The organism is Salinispira pacifica, assembly GCF_000507245.1.
Classification (GTDB): Bacteria; Spirochaetota; Spirochaetia; order DSM-27196; family Salinispiraceae; genus Salinispira; species Salinispira pacifica.
This window is the reverse complement of sequence record NC_023035.1, coordinates 142362-159772: the sequence shown is the minus strand read 5'-3', so window position 1 is coordinate 159772 and position 17411 is coordinate 142362. Positions and strand designations below refer to the sequence as shown.

The window sequence follows — 17411 nt, the reverse complement described above, 5'->3', positions numbered from 1 at the left end:
ATAGTATATAGACACCTGCTTTCGGTTGAGGGTTGGGTGAATGTTAAGAAGCAGTACCCGGCTGCATAATGCCGGATACGATAGATAAAATGTTTGAATCACGGGACACATACTATGAAGATCGATGCTGAAAAAGTCCGGAAAGCGGCCCGCAGCTCCGTACCCCTTACCGTAAAGACCTTTACCCTTCCCAACGAGACCGAGTTGCAGCTTGAGGAAATTCTTGAAGTTTTCCTTCTGGAAATGGGACAGGAATCACTTAAAGACTCCTTATTTTACTGCCTGCGGGAGCTGGCGGTGAATGCCAAAAAGGCCAATACCAAGCGTGTATATTTTCAGGAACTGGAGCTGGATATCAGCAGTGAAGACGACTATGGGAAGGGGATGGAGAACTTCAAACAAACCACCCTGGACAATATTCAGCACTATCTGAAACTTCAGAAGGATCGCGGATTATACGTAAAGATCATTTTCCATTCGAAAGCAGATAAGCTGCACATCTACGTTATCAATAATACGGAGATGACCCGAAAAGAACAGATGCGGGTGTACGACAGAATCGCCCGAAGCCGGGCGTTCAACAGCATGGAAGAAGCCCTTGCCACCGTTCTGGACGACAGTGAGGGTGCGGGCCTGGGAATCGTGATACTTGTGCTCATGCTGAAAAAGCTGGGATTGAATGAAGACGCCTTCGACATCGATACCGAAGACGGGGAGACCATCGCCCGTGTCACCATACCCATGAGCGAACTCAGGCTTGAACAAATCAATGAAGTATCCGCAAAACTCATTGAACACATCGACAGTCTGCCGAAATTTCCCGAGAATATCGCAGCCCTTCAGGCGGAAATAAATGATCCCGACGTGGAACTCAGCGATATTGCAAGGAAAATCGCCACCGACCCTTCACTTACCGCCGACCTCCTCAAGCTGGTGAACTCCGCCGCTTTCATGCTTCCCAAACGGGTGGACAACATCAGTGAAGCGGTGAAACTGGTGGGGCTGAGAAGGCTGCGCAACCTTCTGTACTCCTACGGGGCACAGAAGACTCTCGGGGAAGGAAACGAAGAGACCAAGGGCCTCTGGATGCACTCCTACCGAACGGCGTTTTATGCCTATACCATAGCCCGGAGCATTTTGAAAAAGAAGGAAATCCTGGACGATGTGTACGTGGGAGGCATTCTCCACGACATGGGAAAAATTGTTTTCAGTTCAGTTCATCCGGATCTCATTTCAAACATCGCAAACTTTACCAACCAGAAAGGGATCCCTTCGCATCTTTTTGAAGACTTTTCCGCCGGACTGAATCATGCTGAAATCGGAGCCATGATAGCCGAGAAATGGAATTTTCCGGAAATTCTTATCGATGCCATCCGTTTTCATCACGACCCACACAGTGCGGACAAAAACTACCGGATGATTGTGGATACCGTGTATCTCGCTAACGCCCTTGCAAACATCGATGAGAAAACCAACGGATATGAACAGATCGATCCAACAGTGATCAGTCGGTTTAATATCCCCACAATGGATCATTTAATGCGAATTCATGCCAAGCTTTCACAGAAGTTCGAAGAAGAGCGGAGCATGTAATCCCGGCTGCGGCATTATGCAGCCCGCCCGGGACCGGTACACCGGATACTGAAATCATTTGACATGGCAGCACTCAATATATTATTTTCCTTATATACGATTAAAAGCATTTAGATATAAGGAGCATACAATGGCAGTTTCCATCTACACCACTCCCAGCTGCAGTTTCTGCGTAAAGGCCAAGCAGTGGATGCGGGAGAACAGAATCACCTTTAAAGAGCATGATGTTTCCCGGGATCAGCGGAAGGCTGACGAAATGGTTCGAAAATCCGGCCAGATGGGAGTACCGGTTCTGGATGTACACGGAAAAGTCATAGTGGGATTTGACCGGGATAAAATTGAACGGGCGCTGAAACGCTGATTTTTTCCGCTCATACCTTCTGCAGCAGGACCCTGGGGCATCCAAAATGTCCGCAGACAGCAGCGGCATAAGGAAGCAGAGCGACAGGGCAGACTGTGGAAAAACATGCGGCGGCAGTCCAACGAAGGAGGACAAAGTATGGCAAAAAGCACGGCAAACTGGAAAGGCGGTATGGCCTTCGATCTCGATCTTCAGGGGAGAACCATTCCCGTGGATGCGGTGGAAAAAGTGGGCGGCAAAGACTACGGTCCCCAGCCCAAGGGACTCATGTTGTCAGCCCTGGCGGGGTGCACCGGCATGGATGTGACCTCCATCCTGGGCAAAATGAAGGTGCCGTTTGAAGAATTCACGCTTGATATTGATGGCGAAACGTCAGACTCCCACCCCAAGGTATACACAAAAATCCACATCACCTATGCGTTCACCGGGGATCGGAGCGCCCTGGATCAGAAAAAAATTCTCCGGGCTATAGATCTGTCACTGAACGATTACTGCGGTGTATCCGCCACACTCAAACACACGGCTGATATCAGCTTTGAGCTCAGACTGAACGGTGAAAAGGCGGCGGAAGGCAGGCAGGGCGAGGAGCTGTAATTCTCCCGCTCGCCATCGGGTATGCTGAAATCTACTCCCTGGAATTACACCTCCCTGGAATCACACCAGTAGGCTGCAGCAATGCCGAAAGCCACAGAGACATTCAGGGAAGCTTTTTTTCCGGAGCCGGGTATGCTGAGTATCCGGCTTTTTTGATTCTCCTGCAGTTCGCCGCTTCCTGCGCTTTGAGAAAGCTCTCTGCTCAACTCAAGGAGGTCGGGATGCACTCCCAGCTCTTCATTTCCCAGAATCAGCCAGCCTCCCGACTTCAGCAGAGTTTCACCGATGGCCTCGCCCCCTGTTTCCAGCAGATACAACGGTGGAATGGTGTCGGCAGCCCGGTCTCCGGCGCCGGAAGCCGGGAAAGAATTAATAAAGTCCTCCCTGGATAATACCCCCCACCGACTCTGAAATGACATTCCCATGGAGGTCTTATCCAGTCGGGGCGTACCCGGCTTGGGAGTATCCGGGGATACTATAATGGGTGAAATACCGAAAAACGCTGCGGTGCGGAACACTGCCCCCACGTTGAACGGGGCTCGGATATCATCCAGGTACAGCCCCCGGCCCCCCGGCGGCAGGTGAGGAAGCCTGGGAGGATCGCCAAGGTCCAGCTTATTCTCCATGGGGTCCCGATATTCGGGGCCGGGATCAAAACCGGGGCCACCCTGGCCGCCGGAACCGGGGGATGGTCCGGAGTATTCATCCCAGTCTGCAGCAACCGCACCGATTTCATCCATGAGAAGATGGCGCAGACGGTTGGCCGCAAAGCCGGCGTGGATGCTGTTGGCAGCCCTGACAAAATTATGCCATTCACCCGGGTCTACAAGATCCTGGGGCAGATTGCGCTCCAGATCCTCAAAGAACCGGAGAAATGCCGTCTTATTGCCCTGAAGTTTGCCTGCGAGAAACTGTTCATAATCGCCGATAATTCTCACCAGTTTGCGTTTTCTGGTGCCGGGCTTGAGCTGTAGAAATTTTCTCAGGGTAATCATGGAATTAAAACGCCCGTTTGATGAGGCTGCACACATCCTGGGAGCTGAGTTCCAGCCCGCATAGTTCATTCAGATAAAAGCCTGCAGATGCTTCACAGACGGTATACAGCTCATCCAGGCTCAGATTAAAGTCCCTCAGACGGGTGGGCAGCTCAAGTCTCGCCAGAAAGCGACGGGCTGCCGCCGCTGCCATGGGGGCAGCCTTTTCACTGGGAAGGTCGCTTACGTCCTCACCCAACGCATCGGCAATTCTTGCAAGACGTTCGGGCTGACGCTCAACGTACATGTCCAGAATATGGGGCAGCATCACCATGGCAATCCAGCTCTTGGGAACCTTGAAGGCAGCATTGATCATGTAAGCCAGAGTGCCGCCGATTCCCTGACTGGAAGTGGCAAGGCCCAGGCCGGAGAGAAGTCCGCCCTGGCTGGCCAGCACCCTGACCTGAATATCATCCGGTCTGCGCATGGTCTGAAAAAGCGAACGGTGAAGCCGGTGCATAGCCTCCAGCAGTTGAATATCTGAGAGAAAATTCCGCCTTTTGGATAAATAGCCTTCAATGGACGCCAGCAGCGTATCCAATATGGCAACAAGCTGATACTTCATGCTGAGCCCCAGAGTCAGCTGGGGGTCGATGATCACCGCCTTGGTCAGACCGAAGGGCAACCGGATTCTTCTGGCACGCTCGCTCACTGAATCACTCACCACCACGTCCGATTTCATCATGAAATGATTGCGGCATGAATTGGGTATTTCAACATAACTGCAGTCCACGTTTTCCGGCTGCCGGTCCCTGAGCATGTCATTCAGCCCCAGATCGCTGCCGATGAGCACTGTGGCGGCCCGGGCAAGGGAAAGGACACGCATTCCGCCGAAACCCACAACCACCTGAACCTGACCGGCGGTGCCGATATCTGCAATAGTCTGAATCACAGAGGTTTTGATGCCCGGCCTGATATCATCAAACACCACCGGATCAATTCCTCCGGCCCGGAGAAACCCCTGAATACGGTTTACATTGTCCTGATCCCCGCCGCTTCGCTCGGTTACAAGGAGTACCCGGGTTCCCAGGGGTTTGACCGTATCGATAATGTGCTGTATGGAATCCACACCGAAGCGCAGGTGCTCTATTCCCTGGAGCTCTAATTCACCCATTGCAATCCTGGAATCAACGACTTGTTGTCGAACTGTGTACTCGTGATCTTCTAAAAGCATAGAGGATGGCGACTGAATATTCAACTTGATATCTCCATGGAACAATTCTCGAACATGAGCATAATTCACAGCAGAACATGCGAACTCTCCTCACATTCCAGTAACCCGCCATACCTCCGCCGGGTTACAAAAAAACCGGAATCGCTGAAAATCAGCAACTCCGGTCGGGCCGGTCTCAACCGGCGGATCAGCCCCTGGGGGCCGGGTATTTTATAGGCCGAATAAATCCATGAGCTTGTCGGCAACATTGTTCAGCACTGCATCGTTAATATAGGAAGGATCCTTCAGTTTTTCTCTCACTTCGGCGATTCGTTCTTCACGTACATCAGAAGCTGATTGAACTTCTTCGTTGAGTTTCAGCATTTCCGCTTTGGTCTTCGCTTCATTCGATACTGAGATGGAATCCCGAGCGGGCTTGGACTCGACCTTGTTCTGCTTCTGGTTTTTATTGTAGGTCGATATAGGATCTAATGGACCAAGTCGTTCGATACTCATAATAATCCTTCCTTTCATTAACAGTATCGGTCATTTTACCCGAAATGTTAAGGCCTTTTTTCCCTTGGGGCAACAAGTACTGCGAATTCCCCCTTGACAGAAGGCCGGTTTTCCAGTTCGGCACGAATATCTCCGGGATTTCCTTCCATAATTTCCTCATGAACCTTGGTTAATTCCCTGCCGCACAATACGGACCGGGGATCTTCCATTTCTCCGCACAGATCATCGAGATCCTGCAGCATTTTCACAATTCGAAAGGGTGATTCGTAGATAATAAAAGCATCGCCGGTTTCCATCAAATTCTTAAGCTGATTTTTCCTTCTTCCCCCCTTGGGGCTGAGAAAACCTTCAAAAATCACCCGCTTGCCGGGGAAAGCCGTAATGCTCATCATGGCGGTCACCGCAGATGCTCCGGGTATGGGTACGGTTGAATGCCCTGCGTCTCTCACCGCCCTTACCAGCTGCGAACCCGGATCACTGATCCCGGGTGTACCCGCATCGCTGATGTAGGCCACATTCTTCCCTTCGTTCAGAAGTGCTACAATCCCCTGAGCGGATTTGGCCTCGTTCCGGGCATGGCAGGGGATGAGACGCTTGCGGATGCCATGGGCATTGAGAAGACGCATGCTGTGGCGGGTATCTTCACAGGCAACCACCTCCACCTCCTGCAGAACTTCCAGGGCTCTGAGCGTAATATCCTTTAAATTGCCTATGGGCGTACCCACCACATATAACACCGCCATTTATTCCTCCCGCGGGACCCAGCCCACTGTGCCGGATTCCCGACCTGTTTTCCTTGGATTTTGTCCCCCGGATGCCGAACATTGTAGCAGACCTGAACATGATCTGTGGAGATTAGCGTGCTGAGTTCCTATCTGGTGATGTCCGTTTTGGGCATAATTATCATCCTGCTGATTATCAGCCTCATAAAACTGGGCAAGGGGGATTTTCAGCAGCTTGCTCTGAAAATGGCCGGTGAAGACCGGAACCGCCTGGAAGTACTGAAACCCTGCCCGGTGTGCGGCAGCATGTTGAAAAAAGGCCAGACCGTCCACAGTGTATATTACCGGAATGCCGGAAGGCATGAAAATCTGAAGGTTGAGGAAATATTCACCCACATCTACGGATGCCCCCACTGCTGGCCGGATAACTCCCAGCACCCCAGAACATGCCCGGTATGCAGCAAAACCCTGAGCAAAGACGGCTATCTTGTGGCCAGAACCTACCGGAAGGCGGGAAGGAAGGATCATGTCCATGTGGTGGGCTGCACCGAATGCAAGCGGGTACGATAATATAGATACCAAATAGACTCTCCCGACCGGGGAAGCGGCTTGGTACCGGCGGCCCTTTACTAGCGCCTCGGTACAGCCGGCTCAGTACCGGCGAATTGGTACCAACGGCTCATTTTGCGGCGGCACCATTTCCGGCCCTCTGTAATGAAATTTGCCGGAACCGCCGAATGATACTACACTTAGATGTATGAGCGAATACGTTCTTATACCCATCGTCCTGCTGATCGTCGCATCCGCCGGCGATATTCTTCTTATCAGCAGTGACCGGAGCCGGTTCAGAATATTCACCAAGCCCGTTCTCATGCCTCTGCTGGTGTTTATCTATTTGTCCCTTGCCATCACCCCCAGATGGTTCATCCTGGGCGGACTCATCGCAGGCTGGGCCGGGGATGTGATCCTTCTCAACAGGAAAAAATCCGCCTTTTTTCTGGGGCTGAGCAGTTTTCTTGTAGGCCATGTATTTTATATTCTCACCTTTCTGCTGGATATTTCCCAACCGGCAATGACGCCCCTGGTGCTCACCGCCATTTTGGGCTTCGCCGCACTGGCCTGGTTTATTCTCAGCACCATCTGGCCTGCAGAGCGGGAATATCAGCTGGGACTGCTTCTCTACTCCGCAGCCCTCACCGCGTTGGGCATATCCGCCTTTGCAAGACTTGAGTTTGTGGGCGGTGTCAGCGGTATTCTGGTGGCAGCCGGCAGCCTTCTGTTTATCTTCAGCGATACCATGCTGGGCTACAGCTACTTCAAAAAGCGTTTCCGGGGAGATCAGCTGCTCATTATGATCAGCTATATCCTTGCACAGGCGGGAATCGTAAGCGGAATTATCTTGAACGCATAATCGGTATAATGCTACTCTCTTGGTCATGGAACAATACAAGAGAAGTCACACCTGCGGAGAGCTGACCGCCGCTCAGGCAGGTGAACGTGTAACCCTCAACGGATGGGTTCATAGAAACCGTAATCACGGCGGTGTTCATTTTATCAATCTCCGGGACCGCTACGGGATTACCCAGGTTGTAATAGACGAAGATGCGTCCGCCGATCTCCGGGACACTGCAGAATCCCTGAAATACGAATACTGCATAGCCGTGGAGGGAACCGTCCGGCGCAGGCCAGATTCCATGGTAAATACCGACATGACCACCGGCGAGGTGGAAATTCAGGCTGATACCATTGTGGTGCTTACCACCTGTGAGACCCTTCCCTTTATGATCGATGAGCGCAGCGAAACCAATGAAGATCTCAGACTGAAATACCGCTATCTGGATCTCCGCTCATTTTCCATGCAGCGAAAAATCAAACTCCGGGCCGACGTGAGCTACCGGGTACGGGAGTACCTGGGCACAGAAGGCTTTCTGGAGATAGAAACACCCACAATGATTCGATCCACCCCCGAAGGTGCCCGGGACTTCCTCATCCCCAGCCGTTTGAATCCCGGCAGCTTCTATGCAATGCCCCAAAGCCCCCAGCTTTTCAAGCAGATACTCATGGTCTCGGGTTTTGATAAATACTTTCAGCTCGCACACTGTTTCCGTGATGAAGATTTGCGGGGCGACCGCCAGCCTGAGCACACCCAGGTGGATATTGAGATGAGCTTCGTGGACCAGGATGATATTTTCCGGCTCATTGAAGGTTTGATGGAACATGTTTTCAAACACACTCTGAACATCGATCTGAAAACGCCGTTTCCCCGAATCAGCTACGACGATGCCATGAACCTTTACGGCTCGGATAAACCTGATCTCCGCTTTGACATGGAGATGCAGGATTTCAACGCCCATGTACCCGGCAGCGGATTCGGCGTGTTTGAATCTGTTGTGGAAAACGGCGGCGCAGTGAAGGTTCTGGTGGCCCCGGGTGCTGCGGGTTACAGCAGAAAACAGATCACCGATCTTGAGGAGACTGCGAAGACTTACGGCGCCAAAGGCCTGGCCTGGACCAAAGTGAGTGAAGAAGGAACTCTTGAGGGCGGAATCGGAAAATTTTTCACCGACTCAAGCGAAAAGATTCTTTCAGAACTCTCGGCATCTCCCGGCGACCTGCTGTTATTTGTAGCCGACAGCTGGAAGGTAAGCTGTACCGCCCTGGGTGCTGTGCGCAAGCGTCTGGGCAGTGAACTTGAACTGGTAGAAAAAGGCGGGGCAACGCCCTCTCATTTCGCCTTTGCATGGATCGTTGACTTCCCTCTCTTTGAATACGATGAGGAAGGTGAGAAGTGGGAGGCCGCACATCATATGTTCACCATGCCTCAGGCAAAATACCTGGATTCCATGGAGAACGATCCCGGTGCCGTCAAGGGTGCCCTTTACGATCTGGTGTGCAACGGCATTGAACTTGCCTCCGGCTCCATCCGTATTCATGATCCCCGGCTCCAGCAGCGGATATTTGACATCGTGGGCTTCAACAAGGAAGAGGCGGAACGACGCTTCGGCTTCCTGATGAATGCATTCCGCTACGGCGCACCTCCCCACGGAGGCATTGCTCCGGGACTGGACAGACTGGTCATGCTCATGTCCGGTGAATCCACCATTCGTGAGGTGATGGCTTTCCCGAAAAACACCCAGGGGATCAATCCCATGGATGACTCTCCTTCACCGGTGGATCCGGCTCAGCTGAAGGAACTTGGACTTGAACTCAAACTCCCTGACCGGGAATAACATCCCGGGAAGGATCTGCCGCTGCGTGCCAGGTTAAATCCAACCCCTCAATCCGGCAACCATTATCTCCCGCGATAATCGGCAGACATAGGAGGCAACATGTTCACCATACAGACGCTTAACAAGATATCGGAAAAGGGTCTTGGACTCCTCGACCCCGAACGATTCGCCGTCAAGGATGATGCGGCTCAGCCCGAAGGCATCATTCTCCGATCCCACAAAATGCACGATATGACTCTCCCGGAGAGTCTGCTCGCTGTTGCACGGGCGGGAGCAGGGGTAAACAACATCCCCATAGAATCCTGCACAGACAAGGGAATCGTGGTCTTCAACACCCCCGGTGCCAACGCCAACTCGGTAAAGGAGCTGGTGATCAGCGGCATGCTCCTTTCAAGCAGAAAAATCGTGGAAGGCGTAAGCTGGGCCCGGAATCTGAAGGGCGAATCGGACGTTGAGAAGACCGTGGAAAAAGGCAAGAAGGACTATGCCGGACCGGAAATCATGGGAAAAACCCTGGGTGTGATTGGTCTCGGCGCCATCGGAGTAATGGTGGCAAACGCCGCAGCCGACCTGGGAATGAATGTTCTGGGTTTCGATCCCTACATTTCCGTGGACAGCGCCTGGGGTCTCAGCGCCGGAGTACGAAGAGCCAAGAGCCTGGAAGCAGCGGTGGCGGAATGCGACTTTATCTCCATACATGTACCTCTTCTGGAAAGCACCAAAGGAATGGTGGACAGTTCGCTCATATCCCGGATGAAAGACGGTGTTCGCATTCTTAATTTCGCCCGGGGCCCCCTGGTGAACGATGCCGATATCATTACGGCCCTGGAAAGCGGAAAAGTGGCCAAATACATCACTGATTTTCCCAATGCCGAGCTTCTGAACCAGGAAAATGTTCTGCCCATACCCCATTTAGGGGCCTCCACTCCTGAAGCGGAAGAAAACTGTGCGGTGATGGCCAGCCGGCAGCTCGCAGACTATCTCAGCTCGGGAAACATCAAAAACTCGGTAAACTTTCCCTCGGTTGAAATGGAATTTTCAACTGATATCCGTCTGGTAATTCTCAACCGCAACGTTCCCTCCATGGTGGGACAGATCACCAGTGTGCTGGCAGATGAGAAAATCAACATTTCAGACATGATCAATAAACACCGGGATGAGGTGGCTGTGACCATCATCGATGTGGACGGCGACATATCTCCCGAAGGAGTAAAACGCCTTGAAGCAATTGAAGGTGTGATCAGAGCCCGGGTAATCAAAAAGTAACGATTCTCCCAGCCGCAATCGGAATACGGGAAGGAGCTTTGGCTCCTTCCCTTTTTTTTCATGCCGGGAGTATGATACAATGCAATACAGCCACAAGGAGCAGAATTTCATATGCAAAAACAAACAGCCACGGTCATTACGGCGATGATCATGCTTTTCGCCGCCCTTGGCAGCGTATCTGCACAGTCATCAGAATCAGGAGTATTTAACATGGATAATCATTCTGACGGGCTTTATGCCCAAATGGACACATCAAAGGGTTCAATTCTTCTTGAACTTGAATATAAGAAAGTTCCTTTGACAGTCATCAATTTCGTCGGCCTGGCCGAGGGAACCATCAAGCATTCTGAGGGAGAGGGAGAGCCCTTTTACGACGGACTCATTTTTCACCGGGTCATCGATGACTTCATGGTCCAGGGCGGAGACCCTGAGGGTAAAGGAACCGGCGGACCTGGGTACCGCTTTCCCGATGAATTCCACATGGATCTGGTTCATGATGAACCGGGCATTCTTTCCATGGCCAATGCCGGCCCCAACACCAACGGAAGCCAGTTTTTTATAACACACAAGGAAACCCCCTGGCTGGATTATAAACATGCGGTATTCGGCAGAGTAGTCGAAGGCATGGATGTGGTGAACAGCATCGAACAGGGCGACAGCATCGATACAGTAAATATTATCCGCAAAGGCTCAGATGCGGAAAATTTCAGTGCGGATCAGGATGCCTTCGACAGCGCGCTTCAGGGAATAGAGGAGCATCAGGCACAGTTTGAACGGAATAAGCAGGAGGCCGACGAAGAACGGGCAGCCTCCATTATTCCCGATGCGGAAAAAACCGACAGCGGAATTTTTTATAAGATCACCCAACAGGGTACCGGAAAGAGTCCGGAAGCAGGAGATACGGTTGAAATCAATTATACCGGCGCTTTCCTGAACGGACAGGTTTTTGACAGCTCACAGGGCCGGGGTCCTCTGGAGGTGGAGATCGGTGTGGGCCGCCTCATCCCCGGCTGGGATGAAATTGTACTTCTCATGAAGGAGGGGGAGCAGCGGAGTGTTGTTCTTCCCCCGGATATGGCATACGGAGAACAGGGTGCCGGCGGCGGGGTCATCCCCCCCAATGCATACCTTTACTTTGAAATTGAGCTGATTCAGGTTAAATAACAACCTGGACCGTCAGGCTGAAGTGCTTTTCGGTCCCTTCGCATATACGGCAGCGCCTTTCGGGGCGCTGTTTTTTTTTCTGTTTATCCTGCCCCGTCCGCTTATCCCGGTCCCGCACCTCCAAAACTGCTTCCGGTACCTATGAATTCCGGCAAAATATACGGTTTTGCAGATTATCCTTGCATTTTCCAATTTTTACGATAAATTACGCTGTTATTGGAAGGGAGGATATAAGATGGGTGTAAATTCGCATGTGCTGCGATTCATGGTAATTCTGACAGCTGTTTGGGTTCCCGCCACGTCACTTCAAGCTCAGAACCTGCACCAGGGAGTGCAGCTGGGCTATTACGGCGATGCGGGGGTGAATATGACTCTGGATTTTGAAAATCTGAATCCGCAATTGGGAGTAAGCGTGGGCTTTCACGGGGGGTACAGCTACCAGTTTGATTCGGGAAACGCCGAAGACGCCCGGCGAATCTTCATAAATGACGCCACCGGAGGAACCATTGAAAAGCACGGGCAGGCCGTTCGCATCGGTGCTGATATCAGAATTCAACTATTGCAGCAGAATGATATTGAACTACGACTCTACGGAGGCCCCCGGGGCAGTTTCTACAAGGGGCACTACGCGTTTATCGGCGACAACGAGGAATTCGACATCAGCTCCAATCAGGCCGGTTTGGAGTTGGGTTTTCAGGGTGTCCTGCCGGTACACGAAAGGCTGGATCTGACGTTGTCTGCAGGGTTCAGTTACTTCTTTCCTGCAACACTGGAGGGCCACGGAAAATACCTTTACTCTCCTGACGGTGTTGATGACAATCCAAGAAACGAATTCACCTGGGAAGATGCCGATAAAGCTGTTGATCAACCTGGATTCGAAATCCCTGTCCTTCTGGGTATCCGCTGGAAACTCCGCTGATTCAGGGCGGGACGGGAGGTCAGTTCTGCTTATGGCCGGGAGCTACAGCTCCCGGGGATTAATATCAGCAACAGACGGAAAAATATGGTCCGGCCGATAGGGAAAGGCATCCACATCCGCTTCTGCGGTAACCCCTGAGAGCACCAGACAGGTGGTCATCCCCGCTTCCAGGCCGCCCACGATGTCTGTGTCCATTCTGTCGCCGATCACCGCAGTGTCATCGGGGTGAACCCCCAGCTTCCTGGTGGCGATGGTCATCATCAGACTGTTGGGCTTACCAATAATATAGGGTTTCTTTCCGCTGGCTGCTTCGATGGAGGCCAGGATGCTGCCGCAGGCCGGCTCAAACCCCTCTTCTGTGGGATCGATAATATCCGGATTGGTTCCGATAAACCGTGCGCCGTTTCGGATAAAGCGGGCGGCTTTGCGCATCTGGTCAAAGCTGAAATCGGCGGTCTTTCCAACAACCACATAGTCCGGACGATTCTCGCTGATAACAAATCCTGCGTCGTACAGTTCCCGGGTCAGACCGCTTCCGCCGATGGCGTACACCCGGGCCTGGGGCCGCTGACTTTTCAAAAAAAGGGCGGTTGCCATGGCGGCGGTGATGAAATCTTCTTCATTCAGCCCGTGAACGCCCTTCTGCTCAAGCTTGTCCTTCAGATCACCGGGAGCATCTCCGGAATTATTGGTGAGAAACAAAAACTGGATGCCTTCGCTTCTCAACCGCTGGATAAACTCGTTTGCTCCGGGAATCAGGGATTTTCCCCGGTATATTACCCCGTCCATGTCGGAAATTATGCTTTTCATATGTCTGGATTATAGTAGGAATGCGGCATCTTTCACAGGGACAGATAAATATCTGGCGGCTGTTTCATAATCCGGAACGGCGCGCGGTCAGTATCGTGTGCTGCTATAACAGCTCACGCACCCCGGCTTCGATTTTCTGAACCGTTTGGTCATAACTCAGCCTTTCAGCTGAATGAATGATCCCCCGGATGGAACCGCTTTTATTCAGATACACTTCTTCCTGTTCACCGAACGCTTCCCTGATGCGCTTCAAGTATTCCTCGGCTTCGCTGCGGCTGGATCCGGGGAGAATGCAGAGAAAGCAGGAATAGTTCAGCCGGCCGATGTAATCATACATTCGGCTGTTGCTTCTGATATTATGGGCAGAACGCTTGAGGTATACCTCCGTGGAATGGTGCCCCAGATCCTTGCTGATTCTGGGAAGCCCGGTTATCCCAAGCACCACGATGGAGAGTTCTCTCTTTTCCCGGGAGCTGCGCAGTAGTTCGGTTTTCAGAATTTCCAGAATTCGTTTTCGGTTAAGCAGCCCGGTAAGTTCATCCAGAGTTTTACTCAGTTCCAGTTCCCGCTGAAGCTGTTCTATTCTCTGATACAGATAGCGGAGGAAAACACTGACGATTATTCCCGCAAAAATGAGGTTGAATACCAGATCAAACCTGCGCTCGTACACGCTGGCGTACTCCCGGCCCAGGGGACTTCCTGCAGGCTCCATGAGCATGAGAGCTGCAGTCAGCACGGTAAAACCCACCACGGTCAGTACCATCAGTTCGGTTCTCCGGATCAGCAGCACCGATATCACCAGAAAAATCAGAAAATACATGGGCAGGGGCCCGTAAATACCGTGCCCTGCAACCCAGAGTATGGGGTACAACAGAAAATTGTAGAGAATAACCGTGACAGCCCGTATCCAGTTTTCATTCCGGATCTGACGGTGAATAAAGAGAAAAACCACCGAAATAACCGCCCAGATCAACGGCACAACCACCATGATGATGGCATCGCCCTGAAGAAGTTTCAGAAGTGCGATAACCACACCGCCGAATGCGCCGAACGCCAGTACCAGTTGCAGTAGAAATGTCTTGTGCTTTGATTCCATGATGGGATTACCCGTTGTTGCCATGCTCATAGCATACAGCAGAGAAACAAAAAAACCACACCCCGGAGGTCCCGGAGCGTGGCTTTTCACTTCTGTATCGAATCAGTTCATTCGTGAGGAATGAATTATTCGACTACAATCAGTGCAGGAGTGAGTGCGTCCAGTGTAACGCTGTCGCCGTTAATCTCAACTCCCTGTACATTGCTGATTCCTTCAGCTTCAGCAGCAACCCGGTCCACGAGAACCTGTCCGCCGCTGACATCCGCATCCAGAGTAAAATCCTGGGCCTCTTCTGCAGCGTTCACCAGCAGGTAGTAGTCGCGATTTCCGTCGCTGAGCTTATAGGCCAGCTTGAACTCTCCAGACTGGGGAAGGAACTCGGCTGCTTCGTTCACTTGCTCCATGGTTTCCAGACGGAAAACAGGGTTTGCCCGGCGGATATCCACCAGACCGAAGGTGAACTGACGCAGTTCTTCGTACTCGGCGGGAAGTTCCCAGACAAACTGGTTGATGTTGTCCGCTGAATCGTAGCTGTTCCGTACAAACCGGCCGATGGTTTCGCTCCGTGAGTTATTCACATTGGGTTTGGTACGGCCGCTTTCCTGTCCTGCATGGATGAAAGGGATGCCCTGACCGGTAAGGATCATAAAGTTACCAAGCTTGGCACGCTGTGCGATCTCTGCACGGCCTTCAGCGCTGCGGTTGCTCAGCCCCACATTGTGGGCGATGCTGTCCGCAAGGGTAAGCCCGTCATGAGCCGCAATGTAGAGCATGCTGTCACCGGGATCGTCCGCGGTGTAATTGCCCTGGGGCTGGCCGATCAGATTCCGGAAAATAGGTTCTGCGGGCTTGTTACCTGTGGTAATAAACGCCTGAGCCTCTTCGTTAAATCCTCCGCCCTTCAGCATGTCGCGGATTTCATCGTTGAATACGCTGATATTATCGGTGCTGGTCATGTAGTCCTGATCGGCACCTCTGGTACCCGCAGGTCCGTTGTACATCTTCCAGCCCTCGCCTTCGAACAGTACGTCGGGTTTAATTTCCGCAGCTTCGGCGTAGGCCTGTTCCATTGTTTCAGTGTCGGTGAGACCCATGAGGTCGAAGCGGAAACCGTCAATCTTGTATTCATCCACAAGATAGCGTACTGAGTCCACAATGAGCTTCCGGGCCATTTTCCGTGTTGATGCAAAGTCGTTGCCCACACCGGAAGAGGAAGTAAAACCGCCGTTGGCATTCATGCGGAAGAAGTAACCGGGCAGAATGTGTTCCAGGAAGTTGGTGCTTCCCATGTGGTTGTATACAACATCCAGCAGAACCCGGAGGCCGCTATCGTGGGCCGCTTTTACAAGATTTTTCAGTTCCACCATCCGGGCATAGGGATCCGCCGGATCAGAGGAATGCCAGCCCTCGGGTGTGAAGTAGCTGTGGGGATCGTAGCCCCAGTTGTAGTTGCTGTTGGTTGTGCTGCCTGAACCGTCGTAGGACTTATCAGTTTCATCGGTGTAGTAGAAGTTCAGGGTGGGCATGAGCTGAATATGAGTTACGCCCATATCAACAAGATAGGGAATCTTCTCAATAAACGCTTCATAGGTTCCGGGTTCGGCATTCACATTGGCATCGGGGCTGATGGTAAAGTCCCGCACGCTTACTTCATAAATCACCGCATCTTCCCGGGTCTGGTAGTAGCCGCCGTCCTGAGCGGATTCCAGGCCTTCCCAGCCTCCGTCGGGCCCTGCTTTTGCAAGATCAACGATTGCTGCGCGACCGTTACCGCCTTCATTCATATAGGCGTCCATGCTCTTTGCGTATGGATCAAGCACATCCCGCACCAGTCCGTTGCCCTGTTCCACACGGTATACATAGAAGAATCCGTCAGGATCCTGCTCATCGTATACTGCAGTCCACACACCGGTATCTGCATTTTTGGTCATGGGAACTTCAGCCACAGGCGCAGCAGATGCATTTTCAGCGATGCTTACGTTGTAGAGCAGCGCGGTTACATCCTTCGCCAGGGGAGCCCAGAGGCGGAATTCCACGCTTGCCGCAGAAGAATTGTAGATTGCTCCAAGCTCATAGTCCTCTGCAGGAGTGGTTTCATCAATCTTCGCCAGAACCATTTCGGAAATATCCACCGGTTCGGGAGCGATGTATTCCGGATGCTCAATGGTGTATGACTTATCCGGAGTGAGCTCTTCTCCCAGGCGGATGTAGATACTTTCCGTGTAGTTCTTGCTGCGGTCATTGATTGCGCGCATGTTCACCACATCGGTGATGGGCACTACATTGCCTTCATTATCCTTAACCACAAAACCGTTGTCTGAAGCTTCGGGAGTGAGCGCATGTTTTCCGGAAAGAGCTGCCTTCAGCAGATCCGGCTCTTCTGCAACCACAACCTTAAACTCGGGAACATAATCGCCCAGGGTTGTTGGTTCCAGAGTGTCTTCGAATAGCACCACTTCATTGCCTTTGGTATCCACAGGCCAGATGAAGTCCCTGGTCTGACCGTCCCAGCCTGAATCGGGGCGGCGGATAAAACCGATTTCCCCCAGAGCGTTCACCGGAGACTGTCCGATATCGGAACCGTCGGCTTTGAATTTCAAATACCCGACGCCGTTGGTAACCTGAATGTTCTGGGTATAATCAAAGTTGAGACTTCCGTCTCCGTCACCGGGAGCCCAGACCCAGAAAGCCCAGGGTTCGTAGTTCTCATCTGCCCGGTAATAATAGATTACAATTTCATCATCTGCAGGATCGACTTCTTCAGCCGCTGCAGCCACCTTGGGCATTGCGGGATGCCCTTTTACTTCAATTGTTCCTGGCTCTGCCTGCAGCCCCCCGGAAACGTTTCCAGTGGCACAGGAAGCAAATACCAGCAACAGGCTCATGAGTCCGCTGAGGACGATGGCCCATTTACGCATATATTACCCCCATAATATAATTTCAGTTTGTTATC

16 protein-coding genes are annotated in these 17411 nt (G+C 52.1%); 9 read left to right on the top strand and 7 right to left on the bottom strand.

The genetic code is table 11. The features are described 5' to 3' along the window. The first annotated feature begins 114 nt into the window (after positions 1–114). From L21SP2_RS00670 to L21SP2_RS00660, 3 genes are all read left to right on the top strand, one after another. Complete coding sequence (locus L21SP2_RS00670) at positions 115–1593, top strand: HDOD domain-containing protein (protein WP_024266517.1); 1479 nt, start codon at positions 115–117, stop codon at positions 1591–1593. A gap of 130 nt (positions 1594–1723) precedes the next feature. Further along, a complete protein-coding gene (locus L21SP2_RS00665; RefSeq protein ID WP_024266516.1) occupies positions 1724–1954 on the top strand; it encodes a glutaredoxin family protein in 231 nt (76 codons plus the stop codon). Positions 1955–2092: 138 nt separating this feature from the next. Then, on the top strand, positions 2093–2548 hold the full coding sequence (locus tag L21SP2_RS00660) for an OsmC family protein (RefSeq protein WP_024266515.1): 456 nt from the start codon (positions 2093–2095) through the stop codon (positions 2546–2548). 44 nt (positions 2549–2592) lie between these two features. On the opposite strand, the gene L21SP2_RS16580 is transcribed toward L21SP2_RS00660, so the two are convergent. From L21SP2_RS16580 to rsmI, 4 genes are all read right to left on the bottom strand, one after another. Continuing rightward, positions 2593–3543, bottom strand: a complete 951-nt coding sequence (locus tag L21SP2_RS16580; RefSeq protein WP_024266514.1) for a TrmH family RNA methyltransferase — start codon at positions 3541–3543, stop codon at positions 2593–2595. A 4-nt stretch (positions 3544–3547) separates the two neighbouring features. Continuing rightward, positions 3548–4696, bottom strand: coding sequence for an iron-containing alcohol dehydrogenase (locus L21SP2_RS00650; protein WP_024266513.1), 1149 nt, complete (start codon positions 4694–4696; stop codon positions 3548–3550). 270 nt (positions 4697–4966) lie between these two features. After that, the gene (locus L21SP2_RS00645) at positions 4967–5251 is read right to left on the bottom strand and encodes a flagellar biosynthesis anti-sigma factor FlgM (protein ID WP_024266511.1); all 285 of its coding nucleotides are present in this window, start codon (positions 5249–5251) and stop codon (positions 4967–4969) included. A gap of 47 nt (positions 5252–5298) precedes the next feature. Further along, on the bottom strand, positions 5299–5994 hold the full coding sequence (rsmI, locus tag L21SP2_RS00640; RefSeq protein ID WP_024266510.1) for a 16S rRNA (cytidine(1402)-2'-O)-methyltransferase: 696 nt from the start codon (positions 5992–5994) through the stop codon (positions 5299–5301). 117 nt (positions 5995–6111) lie between these two features. On the opposite strand from rsmI, the gene L21SP2_RS00635 reads away from it, so the two are divergent. The 6 genes from L21SP2_RS00635 to L21SP2_RS00610 all read left to right on the top strand — a co-directional run bounded on the left by L21SP2_RS00635 (position 6112) and on the right by L21SP2_RS00610 (position 12552). Further along, complete coding sequence (locus L21SP2_RS00635) at positions 6112–6543, top strand: hypothetical protein (RefSeq protein ID WP_024266509.1); 432 nt, start codon at positions 6112–6114, stop codon at positions 6541–6543. A gap of 187 nt (positions 6544–6730) precedes the next feature. After that, positions 6731–7384: a lysoplasmalogenase gene (locus L21SP2_RS00630; RefSeq protein ID WP_024266508.1), complete on the top strand. Its 654-nt coding sequence runs from the start codon at positions 6731–6733 to the stop codon at positions 7382–7384. Between the two features lie 25 nt (positions 7385–7409). Continuing rightward, positions 7410–9203, top strand: coding sequence for an aspartate--tRNA ligase (gene aspS / locus L21SP2_RS00625; RefSeq protein ID WP_024266507.1), 1794 nt, complete (start codon positions 7410–7412; stop codon positions 9201–9203). A gap of 99 nt (positions 9204–9302) precedes the next feature. Beyond that, on the top strand, positions 9303–10469 hold the full coding sequence (locus L21SP2_RS00620) for a phosphoglycerate dehydrogenase (RefSeq protein WP_024266506.1): 1167 nt from the start codon (positions 9303–9305) through the stop codon (positions 10467–10469). Between the two features lie 111 nt (positions 10470–10580). Next, positions 10581–11633, top strand: a complete 1053-nt coding sequence (locus L21SP2_RS00615; protein WP_024266505.1) for a peptidylprolyl isomerase — start codon at positions 10581–10583, stop codon at positions 11631–11633. Between the two features lie 235 nt (positions 11634–11868). Beyond that, on the top strand, positions 11869–12552 hold the full coding sequence (locus L21SP2_RS00610; protein ID WP_041400947.1) for a hypothetical protein: 684 nt from the start codon (positions 11869–11871) through the stop codon (positions 12550–12552). Positions 12553–12594: 42 nt separating this feature from the next. On the opposite strand, the gene L21SP2_RS00605 is transcribed toward L21SP2_RS00610, so the two are convergent. The 3 genes from L21SP2_RS00605 to L21SP2_RS00595 form a co-directional block, all read right to left on the bottom strand. Next, positions 12595–13362 carry an HAD-IIA family hydrolase gene (locus L21SP2_RS00605; protein ID WP_024266503.1) on the bottom strand — a complete coding sequence of 256 codons (768 nt, stop codon included), beginning with the start codon at positions 13360–13362 and terminating at the stop codon, positions 12595–12597. Between the two features lie 103 nt (positions 13363–13465). Beyond that, positions 13466–14488 carry a GGDEF domain-containing protein gene (locus L21SP2_RS16575; protein WP_053335525.1) on the bottom strand — a complete coding sequence of 341 codons (1023 nt, stop codon included), beginning with the start codon at positions 14486–14488 and terminating at the stop codon, positions 13466–13468. A gap of 95 nt (positions 14489–14583) precedes the next feature. Continuing rightward, positions 14584–17376, bottom strand: coding sequence for an alpha-amylase family glycosyl hydrolase (locus L21SP2_RS00595; RefSeq protein WP_024266499.1), 2793 nt, complete (start codon positions 17374–17376; stop codon positions 14584–14586). Positions 17377–17411: the final 35 nt, after the last annotated feature.